The organism is Stenotrophomonas sp. STEN021 (assembly GCF_056760175.1).
On the sequence record NZ_JBRREH010000043.1, the window covers coordinates 20,170 to 39,831 of the forward strand.

Below are 19,662 nucleotides of genomic sequence, written 5' to 3' on the forward strand. Positions count from 1 at the left end.
CCTTGGTGCTATTGGGGGTGAGTGGCTTCATGCCAGCACTGACCCAAACCGCGCGGGCACAGACAAGCGGCAACAGCGTTGTGCTCGAACTCAACGAGCAGCGCCCCTGGAACCTGCCCGCAGGCGTCGAGCGGATCGCCATCGCCGATCCTTCCATCGCCGATATCACCCGCATCGGGCGCAACAGCGAAGCCTTGCTGGTGGGCAAGTCCGCCGGCAGCACCACCCTGCTGCTGTGGCTGCAGAAGCAGGCAGCACCAACGCGCATCCGGGTTGAAGTGCGCAACGCGGTCCAGGGCGGCCTGCTGGATGGCAGCGGCAACCAACTCACCGTACAAGGCGGCCAGGCCCTGCTCTCAGGCAGCGCACCATCGCTGCTTGAACATGAAGCGCGGCGCAAGGCAGCCGCCTCGGCCATCGGCGACAAAGGCATGATCAGCGACGCCGCGACCATTGCCAGCGGCGGCGTGGTACAGGTTGAAGTCAAAGTGGTGGAATTCAACAAGAGCGTACTGCGCCAGGTCGGCATCAGCTTCAAGAACATCAATGGCGGCTTCAGCTACGGCATCACCTCACCAAGCGGCAGCAATGACGGTGGTGCACTTTCATCGGCATTCAAGCTGGTAGCCAAATCCATTCCCGGCGCCTGGGACGCCAACATCGATCTGCTGCAGGCCAATGGCATGGCGCGGGTGCTTGCCGAGCCGACGCTGGTAGCCCTGTCAGGCCAGAGCGCGAGTTTTCTTGCCGGCGGTGAACTGCCGATTCTTGAACCACAAGGGCTTGGCACCACCACGGTGACCTTCAAACCTTTCGGCATCGGCCTGACCGTCACCCCCACGGTACTGTCAGCCGACCGTATCGCACTGAAGGTGGCTCCGGAAGCCAGTGACCTGGATTACACCCGCGGCATCACCCTGGACGGCACCCAGATTCCCGCAATCTCCACGCGTCGCGCCGACACCACGGTGGAACTGGGCGACGGGGAGAGTTTCGTCATCGGCGGGCTGGTCAGCAGCCAGCTGTCCTCCAACGTCAACAAGATCCCACTGCTGGGCGACATTCCGGTGCTTGGCTCGTTCTTCCGCAACCTCAGCTACAAGCGCGAAGACAAGGAGCTCGTCATCGTGGTGACGCCGCGTCTGGTGAAGCCGTTGGCGCGTGGCACCCAAATACCCTTGCCTGGTCAACGCGAAGCGCAACCCAAACTGCCGGTCTGGGGTGCGTGGTTGCTGCACCCGGCCAGCCCCGACCAACTTCCTGGCTTCTCACGCTGAAGTGCCCCCATGCCCCCGGTGATGCCCTTGCCCCAGACCCAGCACCATCCCGAATTGAATCTGCTGCTGTACGCACCGGACAACCGCCACATGGCGCGTCTGGGTTCCGTACTCGCCGGGCAGGCCAATCTGCGCTGGGTCGATAGCCGCGAAACCGACCCGCGTCAGCTGCTCGAGGCCGCTGCCGGCTCGGCATTCGTGTTGCTCGATTATTGCGGTGGCAATGCAGCCTATTCCACCGACATAGCCCGACAACTGCATGCCTTGCCTGGCTGCCCGGCACTGATCGGATTGGGCACCACCGGCCCGGAACAGGCTGCACACCTGTTGGCGGCGATGCGCGCAGGCGTATGTGACTTCGTCGATATCGACAACAGCACGGCGCAGATGCTGGAGGTGTTCGAGCGCGTCGGCGCGGCCCCCAGCCCGGTGCGCGCGGCCGCCACACCGGAACTGCGCGCGGATGGCCGCCTGATCGTGCTGCTGGGCGTACGCCCTGGCGTCGGCACCAGCACCTTGACGACTCATCTCGGCGTCAGCCTGGCCGAGCAGAACCCGGTCTCACCCGATATCGCAGGTCTGCAGGGATGGCTGCTGCTCATCGATCTTGGCCAACCCGCTGCGGACGCTGCGCTCTACCTGGGTATGGAAAGCCACTTCAGCTACGAAGAAGCACTGCGCAGCGTCGAGCGGATGGATCGCACCTTCGCCGGCACCGCGTTTGCCCACCATGCCAGCGGCATGGCCGTGCTCGGCATCGCCAGCGGCAGCCTGCTGAAAAAGCATGAGCCCATCTCCCTGCTCGACCGTCTGCGCAGCGTCTTCCCGCTGAGCCTGTGCGATGTCGGCGGCTTGCCAGTGCAGTTGCTGCCCACCACCCTGCTCAAGAGCGCGTCCGAGGTCTGGCTGGTCACCGACCAGGCAATCGGCTCGTTGGTATCGCTGGACCAGACCATGCGCGAACTGGAAAGCCGTGGCCTGCGCGATGAGCGCCTGCATTTGATCGTCAATCGCTTCGACCCGAATGGGGGGCTGGCCGACACCCAGATCGCGCAGCGCTTCAACCTGCCACTGCTGGCCACCATCCCCGACCGCTCACGGGTGCTGCGTTCCAACGCAGGACTGGGCCGCCTCCTGACCGATGCGGCGCCACGCGACCCCTACCTCAAGGCCTTGCAGCCATTGCTGGCACGCCTGGGCCAGCGCCGCCTGGCAACGCCACAAACCACCGTACCGGCCTCACCGCTGGCTCGCCTCGCCAATCTGCTGGGTAGATAACAATGGAAGACAAAGTCACCCCCTTGTCCCCGCGCATCGCCGCAGCAGCACTGTCAGTGGAGCCGGCGCCGAACGTGCCGTTCGAGCAGACCGAGCAGTTCCAGACCGTCCTGTCGGCCGCACACGAATACCTGTTGAATCATGTCGAGGATCAGCGCGTCGATATCGACTCCTGGTCGCCTGAAACCATCGGCAAATTCGTGCGCACGCAGACCGCAGCCTTCGTCAAGGAATGGAAAATCCCGGTCAACGCCCATGAGATGGAAGCCGTTGCCAGCGCCTTGCAGAAAGAACTTACCGGCTTTGGTCCGCTGGATGATCTGCTGCACGACCCGGAGATCGAAGACATCCTGATCAACGGCTACAAGGACGTACACGTCTCGGCCGGCGGCATGCTGCGGCGCTCGACCCAGCGCTTCGGCGACGACCGCCACCTGCTGCGTATCCTGCGCCGTATCATCGCCCCGCTCGGCCGCCGCCTGGATGATTCCAATCCGATGGTCGACGCGCGCCTGCCCAATGGCGGTCGCCTGAACGCCATCATTTCGCCCTTGGCCGTTGACGGGCCGATGGTGTCGATCCGCAAGTTCCGCAAGGACCCGTTCACCCCCGATGAGCTGCTCGGGCGCGGCGCCTTCGACAAGCCGATGTACGCACTGCTCAACGCAATGGTCCGCGGCCGCTGCAACATCCTGATCTCCGGCGGCACCAGCTCCGGCAAGACATCACTGCTCAACGCGCTGGCAACCTTTATCCCGCATAACGAGCGCGTCATTACCGTCGAAGACACCGCCGAGCTCGCCCTCAACCATCCGCACGTGGTGCGGCTTGAATCACGCATGGGCGGCTTTGACGGCAGCGGCGCGGTCAGCATCCGCGAGCTGGTCCGCAACAGCCTGCGCATGCGCCCTGACCGTATCGTGGTCGGCGAGGTGCGCGGCGCCGAAGTGCTGGAAATGCTGCAGGCGATGAACACCGGCCACGACGGCTCGATGGCCACCGTGCATGCCAACAACGCCCGCGACTGCCTGTACCGACTGGAAATGCTGGCCGGTTTTGCAGGCTTCCAGGGCAGCGAAGACAGCCTGCGCCGGCAGATCGCAGGCGCCATCGACTTCATCGTGCAGATCTCGCGACTGGGCAGCGGCCGCCGGGTGATCGTCTCCATCACCGAGATCACCGGCGTCAGCGACAACGTCATCACCAGCCAGGAGTTGTTCAAGCACGAAGCCTGGTTCGACCAGGAAAACCGCGAGCGTGATCGCTGGATAGGCCTGGGCTTCCACCCACACTGCCACAAGCTCGAGCCGTTCCGGCAGGAACTGCGCGAGGCCAACATGGGAAGCTTCCCTTCATGATGCTGCCCCTGCTGCTAGGGAGCTTTGCGGTGCTGCTGGTAGCGCTGGCAATGGGCCTGTGGTGGGGTTTGGCTACCCGCGTGCAACAGCGCGCCGCCGCCAGCCACGCCGATACCCGGCTGTCGCAGCCAGATCCGCAGCGGGCCGCCGATGAAGCACGCAACAGTCGCCCCACGGGCAAACGCTGGGCCGCAGTGCTGCGGCGGGCCGGATTGAAAGACTCGGTGCGCACCTTGATCCTGATCGCACTGCCCGGCATCGCCGTCACCATCGGCGCTGGCCTGCGCCTTGGCAGCGCCTGGTTTGGCGCGTTCGTATTGGCGCTGTATCTGCTGGCCGTGGCCCTGTGGCTGTACCGCCGCATCGACAGGATCCAGCAGCGGCTGGTCGCGCAGATGCCGGATTTCCTCGAAAACATGGTGCGCATGGCCGGCATCGGCAACAGCTTGTCGATGGCCTTCCAGAGCGCCACCCAGAATGTCGATCCACCGCTGCGCCCCATTCTCGACAACGCACTGACCTATACCCGCGCAGGCATGGACCTGGACCGCGCCCTGCAACACGCCGCGCAGGCCTACCGCTTGCGGCCCCTGGAAATGCTGGCGGTGATCCTGGGTACCAGCATCCGCATCGGCGGACGCAGCGATCAGATCCTGCAGCGCATGAGCGACTTCATGCGCGATCTGGAAGAAGTGCAGCGCGAACTGCAGGCAACCACTTCCGAGACCCGCATGTCCGCCTGGGTGTTGGCCTTGCTGCCGGTGGGCGCGGCCTTGTCGATGGCCTTGATGAGTCCGGACTTCTTCCAACCCATGTTCCATGAGCCGCTCGGCAAGAAGATCCTGCTGATCGCGGTGCTGCTTGAGCTGTGCGGCGGCTTCCTGCTGTACCGGCTGGCCAAATCGCTATGACGTCGTCAATTGCCCCTCATCTCCGTCGGAGCCCTGCATGAACCAGCTCTACGCCATCGCCATGATGCTGGTGGTACTGGCCCTGGTGCTGGCTGCGGCCGGCCTGCTCTACCGCGGGCGCCGCAGTCAACAAGCCGGGGCCGCTTTGCAGAGCGCACTGGACACTGCCCAGCACGTGGAGCAGGACAGCGCACCTGAAAAGGGCTGGTGGCGGCAACGCCTGAGCGACCTCGCCGCCATCGGCCAGCACTTCGATGGCAGTCGCGTGCAGAAAGCACTGCTGGCTCCCGAAGACAAGCTGCTGCTGGAACAGGTCGGCTGGAACCACAACACCGGCACCGCCGCCTTCCTTGCCACCCGGCTGCTGCTTGCCTTGTTGATGCCATTCATCGCCGTACTGCTGCTGCGCCCGCATGGCAGCGACATGCTCATCGTCCTGCTGGTTGGTTTTGCGCTTGGCATCCTGCTGCCGAAACTGCTGCTGCGCAGCTGGGCCGGACGCCTGCGCAGAAAAGTGGATGAAGAGCTGCCCTTGCTGATCGACCTGCTGCGCCTGCTGCAAGGTGTCGGTTTCAGCATCGACCAGAGCCTGCAGATGGTTGGCGAGAAGCTGTACATCGCCATCCCGGTACTTGGTCGCGAACTGCAGCTCGCCAATGCCAGCTACAGCCGCGGTCGCAGCCGTGCGCAATCATTGCGGCGCCTGTCCGATTCCTTCGACAACGACGACCTGCGCAGCCTGATACAGATGATATTGCAGGTGCACCAGCACGGCGGCGCGGTGCAGGAGCCACTCAAGCAGTTCGGCATGCGCCTGCGCGAGCAGCGCCGCATGAAGATGAAAGAGAAGGTCGGCAAGCTCTCGGTGAAGATGACCGTGGTGATGATGATCACCTTGCTGCCGGCATTGATGTTGGTACTGGCCGGGCCGGCCATTATTTCGCTGGCCGCTGCGATCAAGGGAATGTAATGAAAGCGGACCTGATGAACAGCAAAGCATTTCTACTGATCGTCCTGACCCCTGCCCTGCTCATTGGCTGTGGCGGCAACCATGCCGCCTACAAGCAGCCGCCGGTTGAACCTGCGCTGGTGGAAGCGCCGCAGGATGATCGTGGCATGTATCTGGGGCTGCTGAAACAGATGCAGCAACAAGGTGCCTACTACGCCTCATTGGCGCATATAGACGCCTTCCGGCAACGCTTCGGCGACAGCCCGGAACTGCGCATCCTGCAAGCCAATGCATTGCGCGAAACCGGTGACGATGTAACCGCAGCCAGCATCTATCGCAGTTTGACCAAGGGTAGCCAGGCCGCAGCGGCCTGGCATGGGCTGGGGTTGATCGCAGCCGGCGTGCGTGACCACGCCGCCGCGCAGCTTGCGCTCGACAACGCGGTGCGTGCCGAGCCACTCAACGTCGCTTACCTCGGCGACCTTGGGTTTGCACTATTGCAGGCAGGTCAGGTGGAACAGGCACGGGCACCGTTGGCCAAGGCCGCCGAACTGGGCCCGGACAATATCCGCGCCATTTCCAACCTCGCGCTATGGGCATTGTTGTCCGGGCAGGCAGCGACGGCGGAAAGCATGATGCAACGGGCGGACCTGCCGCCACCGACCCGGAACGAAATCCATCGGCTCGCGCAGACCCTGCGACAGCCGGTAGCCGCTGCCATTCCTGCTGCAACAGCGGCAAGCGGTGTGACCACGTTGGCCGTGCAGCAGCCGGCAAGCGACGGCCGGCATGTATCGCGCCCGCCCGCCTCGATGCTTGATCGTTTCAGCCCCTCGTCGACCACTTCGCAGGAGGTAACGCCATGATCCGAACGGCATCCATTGCCGCTGCCTTGCTGCTGGGCACACTAGGCAGCTGCGCATCCGCAATAGCCCAGCACGCACCGTTGATCGAGCGCATGGCCGATACCAGTACTCCAGCCAGCCCAAGCGCAGCTCCAGCGATTGGTGCCACAGCCGCCACGACCACGACCGTGGCGGCCACCACCTTCGCCGATCTGCCACGTACACAGGTGGGTGACACCACCCGCGCCCTGCTGCAACTGCAGGCCGACAACAACCGTCCCGGCACTGCACTGCCGATGCTCGGCGAAGCCGCAAGTCGCAGCTACCAACGCTATCTCAACAGCTTTGATCACCCCATCCCGGAGTACTTCGAAGCAGCGCTCCCAAACCCCAAGCAAGGCGGCGGCAGCCGCTGAGGCCCACCATGTACAGCCCGCGCCGGCCATCACTTTCATTGTCACGTGCGCCCAGCGATCCATCCAACAGCACGCGCCAACGTGGCGGGGCAGGCTTGCCCATGCTGTTGCTGCTGTTGGGGCTGGTGGTGATACTTGGCCTGGTCGAGGTTGGCTATCTGTACTGGAGCAAGCGCGACGTACAGAAGACTGCCGACCTGGCTGCGTTGGCCGGCGCGCAGCGACTCGAACTGTGCAGCACCGATTACAACGACAACCTGGCTGCACGCAACAACGCGGTCACCGACAATCAGTTTGCCGGTCAACTGGCGATCAACTGTGGCTACTGGGGTGCCGAGCTCGCACCCGGCGCGCGTTTTGTCGGCGTTTCCAGCAGCCGTCCCTTGAATGCGGTACAGGTCACCGCCTCACGGCAGGCCGTGCCGCTGCTGGGTCAGCTCACCTCCCTACCACGTATCAGCGCCACCGCCGTTGCCAAGCGCACAGCACCGCAAGCCGCTTTCAGCGTTGGCTCGCGGCTGCTCAATACCAACAGCAATGCGCCACTGCAGGGAATACTACGACTGGTCGGTGTCGACCTGACCCAAACCCAGATCGCCAGCTACCAAGGCTTGGCCAACGTAAAGGTCACCCCACGTGGTCTGCTGCAGGCATTGGGCATTCCGGTTGCCACCGACCTCAATGTCGGCGAATTGAACAGCCTGCTCGCCGCCAACCAGGTCTCCGTCGGCAAGCTGCTCGAAGTCATGGCCACGCTGGCCAGCCAGCAAGGGCTGGCCGGGGTTGATCTGCGCCTGTTGCAGCAGAAGCTGCTTGGCGCCGGCATCAGCAATGCCCTGGTGCAATTGGGCTCCACCGCCAGCAGCGGCGGCTTGTTCGCCAAGATTGCCGGCGGCAGCGAGGCGGCCAACGGCGCACTGGATGTGGACCTCAATGCACTGGATCTGCTCGGCACCAGCATTTCCATCGCCAATGCCAAGCATGCCGTGGAGGTGCCGCAGCTGGACCTGCTTGGCCTGCTCAAAGCCAAAGCCAGCATTGTCGAACCGGCCTCGATCGGGATCGGCCCGGTCGGCACCACCGCCTACAACAGCCAGGTGCGCCTGTTCCTGGATATCGACTCGCAACGGATTCCCGCGCTCGGCACGGTACTGAGCTGGCTGGGTACGCGCATCAAGCTGCCAACCTATATCGACGTGATCGACGGCTTTGGCCAGCTCACCGCTATCAACTGCTCATCCCAGCCAACGACGGCCACTGTCGACGTCACCAGCGCCATTGCCAATGTCTGCATCGGCAAGGCCACCACGCCTTGGGACTCCACGCGTGAGCTGTGCCGCACCGGGCTGGGCAACGAGACGCTGGTCAGCCTGCTCGGCCGCGACGTACTCAACAAGAAAATTTCCCTTGAAGCCCTGTCACAACGCGATCAGCTGACCTTGAGCGCAGGCCAGACCGGCACGGTCAAACCCAATGACCTGAAGGTAGGCAAGCTTGTCTCCGACCTGGTCGACGCCTTGCTCGGCACCGTGCAGTCATTGTTCGCACCGCAAGGCAACAGCAGCGACGCGGCCAAGGATCTGGCCGTGCAGTACCTGGAGGCCACCAAGAAGAATGGCCTTTATCAGCCCACCGTCGTGGTTCAGGCGCTGACCAACGGCAACAGCGATGCCAACCTGCCGGCGTTGGGCAGCTGGACCACCGAAATCCCGACCTGCGACAGTTGGCTCCTGGGCTGCACGCCGAAAAAAGTGCAGGGCGACGTCTGGCAGGGCTTTCTCTACGAAACCACGATCAGCAAGCCCAGCGTGCTCGGCGGCCTGCTCGACGTACTCGGGCTGACCTCCTGCCAGGGCCTGATCGCAGGCCTTGCTTTCAACGACTGCGTCAGCAACTCGTTGGCCAAGTACCTGCAGACCAAGCCTGGCGGCCTCAGCGGCAGCGGTGGCTACAACCCGGTGACCGGCAGCGGCAGCTGCGGCAGCGTGTTGTGCCTGCTGCTCAAACCGGTTATCGACAACACCTTGCGGCCCTTGCTCGACGGCGTCGGCAACCTGCTCTCAAAGCTGCTGTCGGACGTGCTGGGCCTGCAACTGGGCCGTACCGACGTGCATATGCAGTCGATCCAGTGCGGCCGCAGCCAGCTGGTCGAATGAGGGCCACCCTGGACAGTGTAGACGTCCACACCGCAATGCTTTCCAGCGCCAGATCGCGTGCTATGCTCGGGTACGAACAAGGCGCATTCATGAAATGCGACGGCCATCGCAATTCGGGGGAATTACGAGGACTTATGACAAGGATCGAAATGCTTCCGAGCCGGTTTGGTTGTGCACTGCTTCTGGCTGTCGGCCTGCTGACGGCGCCTGCCGCGATGGCTGGACGTTGGCAGCGCGGCGAAGCCGAGGTCCCGGCTGCCCCGGCCAACAGTGAAGACAGCGCCGTGGGCAATACCGTGGCCGAACTGCAGCGGCTGATGGGCAACCACGAGCTCACCGAGCTGCGCACCACCTACAACGGCAACTACGGTGCCAGCCTGCTGTTCCACGCCGATTCACTGAACTACTACGTGGCGCTGTTCCACGAGAAGGAGTTCTGGCGGGTGATCCGTACCGACTCGGTGGAGAACGCCGAATCGCTCTACCTCACCTTCGCCGAGCAGACCAAGCAATTGGCCCAGGTCTACCTGGACACCATCCGCCTACAGGCCGGCAAGGGCTATAGCGAGAAGCTGGTAGCGATGAACGAGCGCCGCCTGCGCGGTCTGCAACAGGAAGTGGAGCAGCAACGCCAGCAGTCGCTGCAGGTCAGCAACGCCTTGCAGGAGCGCAAGCAGCAGGCCGTGGCCCTGAGCTCCGACCTGCGCGCCACCAATACGCAGCTGGAAGCCTTGAACCAGCAGATCAAGGCGCTGCAGGCGCAGCAGGTCAATCCCGAGTTGACCCTGCCGGCCACGCCCAGCGTCGCTCCGGCTACCGCGGCCACCCCGGTGATCCACACCAGCCAGGAACCGGCCAGCCATCCCTGAGGCCGCAAACTTCAGCGCTGGAAAGCCAACGCCGCCTTCCCTCGGGAAAGGCGGCGTTTTTGTAGTGCCGAGCCATGCTCGGCAAGGGTTTTCCCGGTAGAGCCCCTCCCGAGCATGGCTCGGCACTACCACGGGTAATTGCAGCCCGCCGCAGCTGCCATTTCCCTCGCCAGTACCCAAAAAGCTTGAGAACCTGCCCCGCCGCCGCCATAAAGGATGTTCCTGACAGCAACGTAGCCAGCCATGAGCGATCTTCCCCACGTATTCGAGGCCACCACCGAAACCTTCGAGGCCGAAGTCCTGCAGAAATCCATGCAGACCCCGGTGCTGGTCGATTTCTGGGCAACCTGGTGCGGGCCCTGCAAGAGCCTGGGGCCGCTGCTGGAAAAGCTCGCCGGTGAATACAATGGCGCGTTCGAACTGGCCAAGGTCGATGTCGACAAGGAACAACAGGTCGCTGCCGCCTTCCAGATCCGCTCGGTACCCACGGTATTCCTGATCAAGGACGGGCAGATCGTCGATGGATTCCCCGGCGCGATGCCCGAGGGCCAGTTGCGTGAGTTCCTGACACAGCACGGTGTAGTGCCTGCCGAGGCGGTTGCCGCCGTCGAGGAACACACGCAGGCACTGCCGCTGGACCCGCAGGCCGAAGTCGCCGCATTGCGCGAGGCCATCAGCGCCGAACCGGACAAGGCCGAGCTCAAGCTCGACCTGGCGATGGCGTTGCTCAAGACCGGCGCAACCACCGAGGCCGGGCAGCTGCTGGATGGCCTGCCAGCCAACCTTGCCACCGATGACCGCGCCATCCGCGCCCGTGCACGCCTGGATTTTGCTGCCGCATTGCAGGACGCACCGGCCGCGGACGCGTTGGCAGCCCGTGTGCAGAACGAAAGCAATGACCTGGAAGCGCGCTACCTGCTCGGCATCCACCGCCTGCTGGCGGGCGAGGACGAAGCCGCACTGGAGCAGTTCATCGAAATGCTGCGCATCGATCGCAGCTTCCGCGAAAGCCTACCGAAGAAGGCGCTGATCGATGCGTTCCGGGTGATTGAAGACGAAGATCTGGTGGGCCGTTACCGCCGCAAGATGTCTTCGCTACTGTTTTAACTTGATGGAAGACAGTTCAATTTGCGTGTCAATTGCACGAAAATTGGCACCTCTTCGGGGATGATCCAGCTGTGGCCCTCGCCACAGCGACATGGACCGCACCACGATGAAGTTGAAGTCAGCACGATGTCAGCGTAACGGACACGCGTTTCTGGAGCTTGAGTGGCCGTGACCAACATCGGCGTTCGCCCGTCCTCACTGCAGCTGCTCGCCGCTGCGCTGCTGCTGTGCTGGGCAACGCTGGCCAATGCCGAGGACTGGACCTACCGCGCACGCCCCGGCGATACGCTGTGGGACCTGAGCACGCGTTACTTGAAGTCCGACGTGCAGTGGCAGCAACTGCAAGCCCATAACCGGATCGCGAATCCGTATCGGCTCGCGCCCGGCCAGAGCTTGCGCTTCCCGATCGCCTGGCTGCGGGTGCAACCAGCACCGGCACGGGTGGTCGCATTGCGCGGCCAAGCCCAGGTCAGCGACCCACGCAACGGCACCCGCCCCGTGCAGGTCAATATGCTGCTGCCCATCGGTAGCCAGTTGCAGACCGGGGACAACGCCAGCGTCACCCTCAGCTTTGCCGACGATTCGCGCCTGCAGCTGCGCGAGAACTCGCTGCTGCAGTTGGACCAGCTCAGCAGCTATGGCGCTACCGGCATGGTGGATACGCGCATGCGCCTGCAGCGCGGCCGCAACAGCAACCAGGTGACGCCAGCGCGCGGCCCCGCATCGCGTTACATCATCACCACTCCCACCGCGACCAGCAGCGTGCGCGGCACCTTGTTCAGGGTCAATGCCGGTGATCAGGACAACCCGGCCGCCACCGAAGTGCTGCAGGGCCGCGTGCAGGTTGGCAATCATGCCGGGCAACGGCTGATCGGCGGCGGCGATGCGACCCTGATACGTGCACCGGGTACTGCCCCTGCGCAGGCACATGCCCTGCTTCCAGCCCCACAATTGCTGCAAGCGCAGTTGCGGCTGCAGCCGCTGCCGCTGCTGGCGGCCTGGCAATCAATGCCTGCGGCAAAGCGCTACCGGGTAGAAGTCGTGCTTGCGGCAACGCCAGACGTCGTGCTGTTCGCCCGCGAGGTGAGCGATCCCCGGATACGGATAGACAGCTTGCCACCCGGCCAACTGCGCCTGCTGGTGCGTGCCGTCGATACCGATGACGTTGAAGGCCTGGACGCTGAGCATGACTTCGCGGTGCCCGAAGGCCTGCCCGCGCCATTGACGCTTTCGCCACTCCACGGGCAAACCGTGCACCAACTGCAACCACGTTTTCGGTGGGCCAAGGTAGCCGGCGCCACCAGCAGCGTGCTGCAGATCGCCGACAACCCCGACTTCCTGCAGCCCGTTGTCGAACAACAGGCCAGCGGCCAGCAACTGCGCATCCACAGCCCGCTGCCGGCTGGCAGTTATTTCTGGCGATTGGCCTCGGTTGATGGCGACAACAGCCCCGGCCGCTACGGCCAGGCATTGCCACTGCAGCTCAGTGATGTGCCCGTTGCCACACCGCTGGATACCGCAAAGGACCACGGGGGCCTGCTGACCCTGCGCTGGCCGGCCGATGGCGCTGCCCACCACTACCGTGTACAGATATCGCGCAAGCAGGATTTCTCCCGATTGCTGCTGGATGAACATGTGGACACGCCGGAGATCGCATTCAAGCAGCCTTGGCGCGGCGGCACCCTGCACGTGCGCGTGCAGAGCATCGAAGACGACGGCTATGCCGGCACGTTCTCCACGCCGCAGCAGATCCAGCTGCGCTGCCGGCTCTGCTATGGCGTCGGCGCTGGCGCCTTGCTGATGCTCGCGCTATGAGGCCGCTGCGACCGCGTTGGCAGGCTCGGCTGCTGTTTGTACTTGGCTGCGCCGCGGTGGTCGGCTGGCTCAGCCATGCCAAGGTGTTCTGGCAACAGGATGTCGCCAGCTACGACCTGCTGGTCGGCAACTGGGGGTACTCACCCGACCCACGCCTGGCGATCATCGCCATCGATGACCGTAGCCTGCAGCAACTTGGCCAATGGCCGTGGCCACGCAGCACCCATGCGCAGCTGTTGGATCGCTTGCATCAAGCCGGCGTGGAGCGTGTCGCGCTGGACTTGATGCTGCCTGAAGCCGATCGCAGGGACAGCAGCCAGGACAATACCCTGGCAGCCGCCATCGCCCGCAATGGCCGGGTCGTGCTGCCCGTGCTGGCCGCACCAGCCAGCTATGCGGCCGTGCCCGAGGAACTGCTGCCGGTGCCTGCCATCGCCAAGGCGGCGGCCACCTTGGCGCATACCGATATAGAAATCGATGACGACGGTGTTGCGCGCGGCGTGTATCTCAGGGCCGGCATCGGCTCACCCCACTGGCTGGCGCTGGGTGCGGCACTGGCGGGCATCAAAGACCCCTTGCCGGGCTCGGTCGATCCAGCCCCCCAGGCCGACTCACCTTATCAATGGCATCGCGACCACTACGTGCGGCTGCGCTATGCGGGGCCGCCCGGCAGCTTTCCGCAGATGTCCTATGTCGACGTACTGGAGGGCCGGGTGCCCGCCAATCTGCTGAAAGATCGGCTGGTGATCGTCGGCATGACCGCCAGTGGCATCGCCCCGCGCTTGCTCACCCCGACCTCGCGCGACAACTGGATGAGCGGCAGCGAGTACCAAGCCAACGTCGCCTCGATGCTGTTGGCCGGCAACGCCATTCGCCCCCTGCCTCCCCTGCTGCAGACCGCAATCACGATGCTGTTGGTGGTGCTGGGTGCGCTCGGCATCACCTCCAGCATCCGCCAACGCTGGTTGCTTGGTGCCTTGGCCATCCCTGCGCCGATATTGCTGAGCCTGGCGCTGCTGCATGCCGCCAATCTGTGGTTCGCACCGATAGCAGCAACCTTGGGCTTCATCGGCATGCTGCTGTTCTGGACGCTGTGGCAGATGCGCTACTGGCGCCGTCAGGCCAACCGCGACCCTCTCACCGGCCTTGCCAATCGCATGCGCTTCGAGGAAACCCTGCGCCGGGAAACCGATGCTGCACGCCGCAGTGGCCGCCCATTGACCTTGCTGTTGATCGATGTGGACCATTTCAAGAGCTGCAACGACACCCATGGGCATTACGTCGGTGATCGCCTGCTGCGTTACCTGGGCCGCACCATCGAGGACATGGCGCGGCGTCCGCGCGACCTGGCCGCGCGCTTTGGCGGCGACGAATTCGCCCTGATCCTGCCCGATACGCCTCCGGCCGGCGCGGAGCAAAGGGTTCAGACCCTGATCAACCGGGTGCGCCAACTCGCCATTCCGGTCGACAAGACCCATCACAGCAAGACCAGGACTACCGTCACCATCGGCCTGTGCACCGTACTTCCCGGCCCAGACGACGGCCCGGCACGCCTGTTCGAGGCCGCCGACGCGGCCCTGTATCAGGCCAAGCAAGCTGGCCGCGATGGTTATCGCATCGCCCCGCCTTGGCCACACTGAGCCTTCCATACGCCAGCGAATGTTAGACTCCGACTCCCCTGTCCGCCCGCATCCGCAATGAAAGCCAGTCTGTTCCGTCGTGGCATCAACCTGTGGCCGCCGTTCCTGTTCGCCGGCATCCATGTCACCGCCATCAGCGCCGACTACCGCTACGTGCGGGTCGAGCTGCGGCAACGGCCCTGGAACGTGAACTATGTGCGCACCCATTTCGGCGGCAGCCTGTTCGCGATGACCGACCCGTTCTGGATGCTGTGCCTGCTGCAGAACATGGGCAGCCGCTACTTTGTCTGGGACAAGGCAGGCACCATCGAGTTCCTGAAACCTGGCCGTGGTGTGGTGTGGACCGAGTTCCGCCTGGACGATGCCACCCTTGATGAGGTCAAGGCTGCCACCGCCAATGGCGACAAGTACCTGCACTGGTTCGAGAACGATGTGGTCGATGCCCAAGGCGAGGTGGTGGCGCGGGTGCGCAAGCAGGTCTACGTGCGGCTCAAGCCCGAGGCGCGCCAACCGGGCTGAGCCAAGGCAGCAACACAGATTTCTCTGAACGCAGCCGTTCCAGCGTTCAGCGGCGTACATACGGATGACCCCCGAACGCTACAATTCGCGGATGTCGCCCGAAGCCGTCTCCCCCGCCCCCCGCCCCTCCCTGCAACGTCTTTTCCTTACCGGCCTGTTGACCCTGCTGCCGATCTGGTTGACCTGGGTGGTCGTCAAATTCGTATTCGTCCTGCTCTCCGGTATCAGCAGCCCCTTGGTGGTGCCGCTGTCCGAGCGCATTGCCGCCTCCTTCCCGGGCTACCTGGGTTGGGTGAAGGCAGAGTGGATGCAGGACATCATTGCCCTGCTGGCGACCCTGCTGGTGATCCTGCTGGTCGGCATCCTCAGCCGGCGGGTGATCGGCCAGCAGCTGCTGCGCTGGTTTGGTGCGGTGATCCGCCGTATTCCGCTGGCCAGCATCATCTATGACAGCGCCAAGAAGCTGCTGGACATCCTGCAGACCAAACCCGGCAGTACCCAGCGGGTGGTGCTGATCGACTTCCCGCACCGTGACATGAAGTCCATCGGCCTGGTCACCCGGGTCCTCAAGGAACAAGGCACCGGCCGCGAACTGGCCGCGGTGTATGTGCCCACCACCCCCAACCCGACCTCCGGCTATCTGGAAATCGTCCCGGTGGAGATGCTCACGCCTACCGACTGGACCGTGGACCAGGCCATGAGCTTCATCATTTCCGGCGGTGCGGTCGCACCCGACAGCGTCCCCTTCACCCGTTCGGCCGACCGGTAAGTCTCCTCCCATGCCTTGCGGCAACCGCCGCAGGGCATGGGGCATAACCTGAGCTGTATCACCGGCGCGTGTTCATCCGCGCCACGGCTGGTCGTCTCCGCTGATATCGGGCAAGCTCCCGGGTCGATGTATTTGCGGAACACCTTGATGCCTTCCAGCCCCTTGCGCCTGCTTGCGCTTGCCATTGCCACGATCATGACGCTGTCCGTTGCGGCCCCCGCCGATGCGGCCAAGAAGAAAAGCCAGCGTCAGGCAGCGCCGCAGAGCCGCGCCGCCAAGCCGAAGCCGCGCAGCACGCCGCGCCCGGCCCCGCGCAGGCCCGCAGCAGTACCGCTGCCGATCAAGCAGGACAACGCCGCCAAGCTCAACCGCATCTATGACGAATACTGGGATGCCTCGATGCGGCTCAATCCGCTGCAGGCCACCTTCCAGGGCGACCCGCGCTACAACGACCAGCTCCCCAACTTCCTGTCCGCGGCCTCGCGCCAGCAGTCACATGACTTCATGGTCGAATGGCTGGGCAAGGTCCAGGCCGTCGGCGCCACCGGCCTGCAGGGCCAGGACCTGCTGAGCTACGAAATCTTCGTGCGTGACGCACAGGTCTCGCTGGCCGGCGAGCAGTACCCGACCTGGATGCTGCCGATCAACCAGTACTACAACCTGTCCAGCATCATCGCGGTGCTGGGCTCCGGAGCGGGCGCGCAACCGTTCCGTACGGTCAAGGATTACGAGAACTGGTCCAAGCGCTCGCTCGGCATACCACCATTGTTCGACCAGGCTATCGCCAACATGCGCGAAGGCAAGGCCGCCGGCGTGGTACAGCCACGTGCGTTGATGGAAAAAGTGCTGCCGCAGCTCGATGCGGTCATCAAACCCAGCGCTGAAGAAAGCCTGTTCTGGGGCCCGATCCGCAATATGCCAGCGGAGTTCTCCGCCGAGGACAAGGCCAGGATCACAGCCGAATACAAGCGCATGATCGAGAACCGGATCATGCCGGCCTATCGCTCGCTGCGCGGCTTCATCGCCACCGAGTACATGGCTGCGGCACGCAGCACCGACGGTATGGCCGCCCTGCCCAATGGCCGTGCCTGGTACGCACACAATGTCGCCAGCAGCACCTCACCGGCGCGCACACCGGCCGAGATCCACGCGCTGGGCGAACAGGAGGTCAAGGACCTGCAGGCGCGCATCGATGCGGTGATGAAACAGGCCAGGATCCGCGGCTCGCAGCAAAAAGCCTTCAATGCCATGCGCAACGACCGCCAGTTCGTGTTCCGCGACGCCAATGCCCTGCTGGCGCGCTACGCCGAAACCGGCGTCCGGGTGAATGCCGCCGTGCCAGCACTGTTCAACGAGCGGCCCAAGGCCAGCCTGGAGATCAAGGCAGTGGAAGCCGAGCGTGCCGCCACTTCCAGCGCTGCCAGCTACCAGCCCGGCAGTGCCGATGGGCAGCAGCCTGGCGTGCTTTACGTCAACACCAGCGATCTGCCCTCGCGCAAGCGCTGGGCGGTGACGATGCAATACCTGCACGAAGCCATTCCCGGCCATCACTACCAATTGGGCGCGCAGCAGGAACTGGCCGCGTTGCCACGCTTCCGCCGCCTCGGTGGCGATGTTGCCTATGTCGAAGGCTGGGGTCTGTATGCCGAGTCCCTGGGCCAGGAACTGGGCCTGTATAACGACCCCTACGACCAGCTCGGCTATCTGCAGACCACCTTGCTGCGCACCGTGCGCCTGGTCGCCGACACCGGCCTGAATGCTGCCGGCTGGAGCCGCCAGCAGGCCACCGAGTACATGGTCAAGAACGCCGACATTCCGGCCGCCGATGCCGCCTCCGAGGTCGAGCGCTTCATGGCCTTGCCCGGCCAGACCCTGGCCTACCGCGTAGGCGAGATCAAGATCCGCCTGCTGCGTGACAAGGCCAAGGCCGAACTCGGTGATCGCTTCGACCCACGCGAGTTCCATCATGAAATCCTCAAGGACGGCTCCATGCCATTGGAGATCCTTGAAGCCAAGATCGACCGCTGGATCGCCAGCAAGAAAGCCTGATCACCTACCCAGGAGCTGCCATGCCACGCTGGAAACCCCGACTCGCCCTGCTCTGCCTGTTAGCGTGCTCCAGCCTGGCCGCTGCCGCCCCCTTGGCTCCGCCTGATGCGGGCATCGACGGCTTGATGCAGCGCTACGACGGCCAGGTTCCCGGCGCTTCTGTGCTGGTATTGAAAGATGGCCAGCCCGCATTCCGCCGCAGCTACGGACTGGCCGTGGTCGAGGACGGCACTCCGGTCACCCCGGCCAGCAACTTCCGGCTGGCCTCGGTCAGCAAGCAGTTCACCGCCGCGGCCATCCTGCTGTTGGCCGAGGACGGCAAGCTCGGCATCGACGATCCACTGAAAAAATGGCTGCCCAGCCTGCCAGCAGTGGCCGATACGATGACGCTGCGGCAGCTGCTCAGCCACACCAGCGGCCTGCTCGACTACGAAGACCTGATGGACCCAGCCGACACCCGTCAGGTCCACGACGCCGACGTGCTGCAACTGCTGCAGAAGGAAAACCGCAGCTACTTCCCGCCGGGCAGCGACTACCGCTACAGCAACAGCGGCTATGCGCTGCTGGCATTGGTGGTAGGCAAGGCCTCGGGCAGCGACTTCGCCAGCTTCCTGCGCCAGCGCATCTTCTTGCCGCTGGGCATGAACAACACCTACGCGCATCAGGACGGCATCGATGAGGTGCCCAACCGCGTCTACGGCTACAGCCAGATCGAAGGGCGCTGGCAGCGTACCGATCAGAGCACCACCAGCGCGGTACTTGGCGATGGTGGCATCTATTCCTCGATCGACGACCTGGCCAAGTGGGACGCGGCCTTGTACGACGAACGCCTGTTGAAGGCGACTTCGCTGCGGCTGGCCTTCAGCCCGGCGACGAAAACCACTGAGCCTGACGTGCCGTTCTATGGTTTCGGCTGGCGCATCAATGGCGATGCACTCTGGCATAGCGGCGAGAGCATCGGCTTCCGCAATGTGATCGTGCGTTATCCCAGGCACAAGCTGACGGTGATCGTGCTGAGCAACCGCAACGAACCCGAACCGTACGCACTGGCCATCGACATCGCCCGACGCTGGCTGGATGCCGCGCGATGAGCCTGCTTGGCATCCATCATGTCGCGGTGATTGCAGCGGACTACGCGCGTTCGCGTGATTTCTATGTGCGCATTCTCGGGCTTGAGGTAATTGCCGAAAACCACCGTGCCGAGCGTGACTCATGGAAGCTCGACCTGCGCCTGCCAGATGGCAGCCAGCTGGAGTTGTTTTCCTTCCCCAAGCCTCCGGCACGCCCCAGCCGCCCTGAGGCCTGCGGCTTGCGCCACCTCGCCTTCCGCGTTTCGGCATTGGATGAGGTGGTCGCGCATCTGCAGCGCGAAGGCGTGGCCTGCGAGCCAATCCGCGTGGACGAGTTCACCGGCCGCCGCTTCACCTTCTTCGCCGACCCCGACGACCTGCCACTGGAACTCTACGAGAGCCCGGCGCCGTAGTGCCGAACCATGCTCGGCAGGGGCCTTCCGAGCAACCCATCACCCCGCGCAGCCACAACGCCGCGAAGCCACCGCAACATCAGAAGCAATAGAGCCAACCCCTCCCCAACCCTCCCCGGGGGCGCGGGGGCGCGGGGGGGGGGGGGGGTGGGGGGCCAAGGCCGCGGGGGGCCCCCCCGGGCGGGGCAGACACCCCCCGGGCGGGTGGGGCGGCGGGACCC

The 19,662-nt window shown here is 64.3% G+C and carries 17 protein-coding genes; all 17 read left to right on the forward strand.

What is annotated here, in order from left to right; all coding sequences use genetic code 11:
• Positions 1-29: 29 nt before the first annotated feature.
• The 17 genes from ACVOL0_RS11015 to gloA2 all read left to right on the forward strand — a co-directional run bounded on the left by ACVOL0_RS11015 (position 30) and on the right by gloA2 (position 19,441).
• Positions 30-1,277, forward strand: coding sequence for a type II and III secretion system protein family protein (locus tag ACVOL0_RS11015; RefSeq protein WP_481549148.1), 1,248 nt, complete (start codon positions 30-32; stop codon positions 1,275-1,277).
• A gap of 27 nt (positions 1,278-1,304) precedes the next feature.
• Positions 1,305-2,555: a CpaE/TadZ family protein gene (locus tag ACVOL0_RS11020; RefSeq protein ID WP_481549133.1), complete on the forward strand. Its 1,251-nt coding sequence runs from the start codon at positions 1,305-1,307 to the stop codon at positions 2,553-2,555.
• A gap of 2 nt (positions 2,556-2,557) precedes the next feature.
• Complete coding sequence (locus ACVOL0_RS11025) at positions 2,558-3,913, forward strand: TadA family conjugal transfer-associated ATPase (RefSeq protein WP_481549134.1); 1,356 nt, start codon at positions 2,558-2,560, stop codon at positions 3,911-3,913.
• Positions 3,910-4,824, forward strand: coding sequence for a type II secretion system F family protein (locus ACVOL0_RS11030; RefSeq protein WP_481549135.1), 915 nt, complete (start codon positions 3,910-3,912; stop codon positions 4,822-4,824). Before ACVOL0_RS11025 ends, ACVOL0_RS11030 begins: the two co-directional genes overlap by 4 nt.
• Before the next feature lie 37 nt (positions 4,825-4,861).
• On the forward strand, positions 4,862-5,794 hold the full coding sequence (locus ACVOL0_RS11035) for a type II secretion system F family protein (protein ID WP_481549136.1): 933 nt from the start codon (positions 4,862-4,864) through the stop codon (positions 5,792-5,794).
• Between the two features lie 14 nt (positions 5,795-5,808).
• Entirely contained in the window at positions 5,809-6,639 is an 831-nt protein-coding gene (locus tag ACVOL0_RS11040) for a tetratricopeptide repeat protein (protein WP_481549137.1), read from the forward strand.
• Positions 6,636-7,034 carry a DUF3613 domain-containing protein gene (locus tag ACVOL0_RS11045; protein ID WP_481549138.1) on the forward strand — a complete coding sequence of 133 codons (399 nt, stop codon included), beginning with the start codon at positions 6,636-6,638 and terminating at the stop codon, positions 7,032-7,034. Before ACVOL0_RS11040 ends, ACVOL0_RS11045 begins: the two co-directional genes overlap by 4 nt.
• Before the next feature lie 8 nt (positions 7,035-7,042).
• Positions 7,043-9,190 carry a pilus assembly protein TadG-related protein gene (locus ACVOL0_RS11050; protein ID WP_481549139.1) on the forward strand — a complete coding sequence of 716 codons (2,148 nt, stop codon included), beginning with the start codon at positions 7,043-7,045 and terminating at the stop codon, positions 9,188-9,190.
• Positions 9,191-9,324: 134 nt separating this feature from the next.
• Entirely contained in the window at positions 9,325-10,059 is a 735-nt protein-coding gene (locus ACVOL0_RS11055) for a DUF2968 domain-containing protein (protein WP_481549140.1), read from the forward strand.
• A gap of 243 nt (positions 10,060-10,302) precedes the next feature.
• Positions 10,303-11,166 carry a thioredoxin gene (gene trxA, locus ACVOL0_RS11060; protein ID WP_481549141.1) on the forward strand — a complete coding sequence of 288 codons (864 nt, stop codon included), beginning with the start codon at positions 10,303-10,305 and terminating at the stop codon, positions 11,164-11,166.
• A 162-nt stretch (positions 11,167-11,328) separates the two neighbouring features.
• Positions 11,329-12,981 (forward strand): FecR family protein, encoded by a 1,653-nt coding sequence (locus ACVOL0_RS11065; protein ID WP_481549142.1) that lies wholly within the window; start codon positions 11,329-11,331, stop codon positions 12,979-12,981.
• Entirely contained in the window at positions 12,978-14,621 is a 1,644-nt protein-coding gene (locus ACVOL0_RS11070; protein ID WP_481549143.1) for a CHASE2 domain-containing protein, read from the forward strand. Before ACVOL0_RS11065 ends, ACVOL0_RS11070 begins: the two co-directional genes overlap by 4 nt.
• A gap of 57 nt (positions 14,622-14,678) precedes the next feature.
• Positions 14,679-15,140, forward strand: a complete 462-nt coding sequence (locus tag ACVOL0_RS11075; protein WP_481549144.1) for a DUF4442 domain-containing protein — start codon at positions 14,679-14,681, stop codon at positions 15,138-15,140.
• A gap of 91 nt (positions 15,141-15,231) precedes the next feature.
• Complete coding sequence (locus ACVOL0_RS11080; RefSeq protein WP_481549149.1) at positions 15,232-15,909, forward strand: DUF502 domain-containing protein; 678 nt, start codon at positions 15,232-15,234, stop codon at positions 15,907-15,909.
• Positions 15,910-16,056: 147 nt separating this feature from the next.
• A complete protein-coding gene (locus ACVOL0_RS11085; RefSeq protein WP_481549145.1) occupies positions 16,057-17,958 on the forward strand; it encodes a DUF885 domain-containing protein in 1,902 nt (633 codons plus the stop codon).
• A gap of 20 nt (positions 17,959-17,978) precedes the next feature.
• Positions 17,979-19,049 (forward strand): serine hydrolase domain-containing protein, encoded by a 1,071-nt coding sequence (locus tag ACVOL0_RS11090; RefSeq protein WP_481549146.1) that lies wholly within the window; start codon positions 17,979-17,981, stop codon positions 19,047-19,049.
• Positions 19,046-19,441 carry an SMU1112c/YaeR family gloxylase I-like metalloprotein gene (gene gloA2 / locus ACVOL0_RS11095; RefSeq protein ID WP_481549147.1) on the forward strand — a complete coding sequence of 132 codons (396 nt, stop codon included), beginning with the start codon at positions 19,046-19,048 and terminating at the stop codon, positions 19,439-19,441. Before ACVOL0_RS11090 ends, gloA2 begins: the two co-directional genes overlap by 4 nt.
• Positions 19,442-19,662 lie beyond the last annotated feature (221 nt).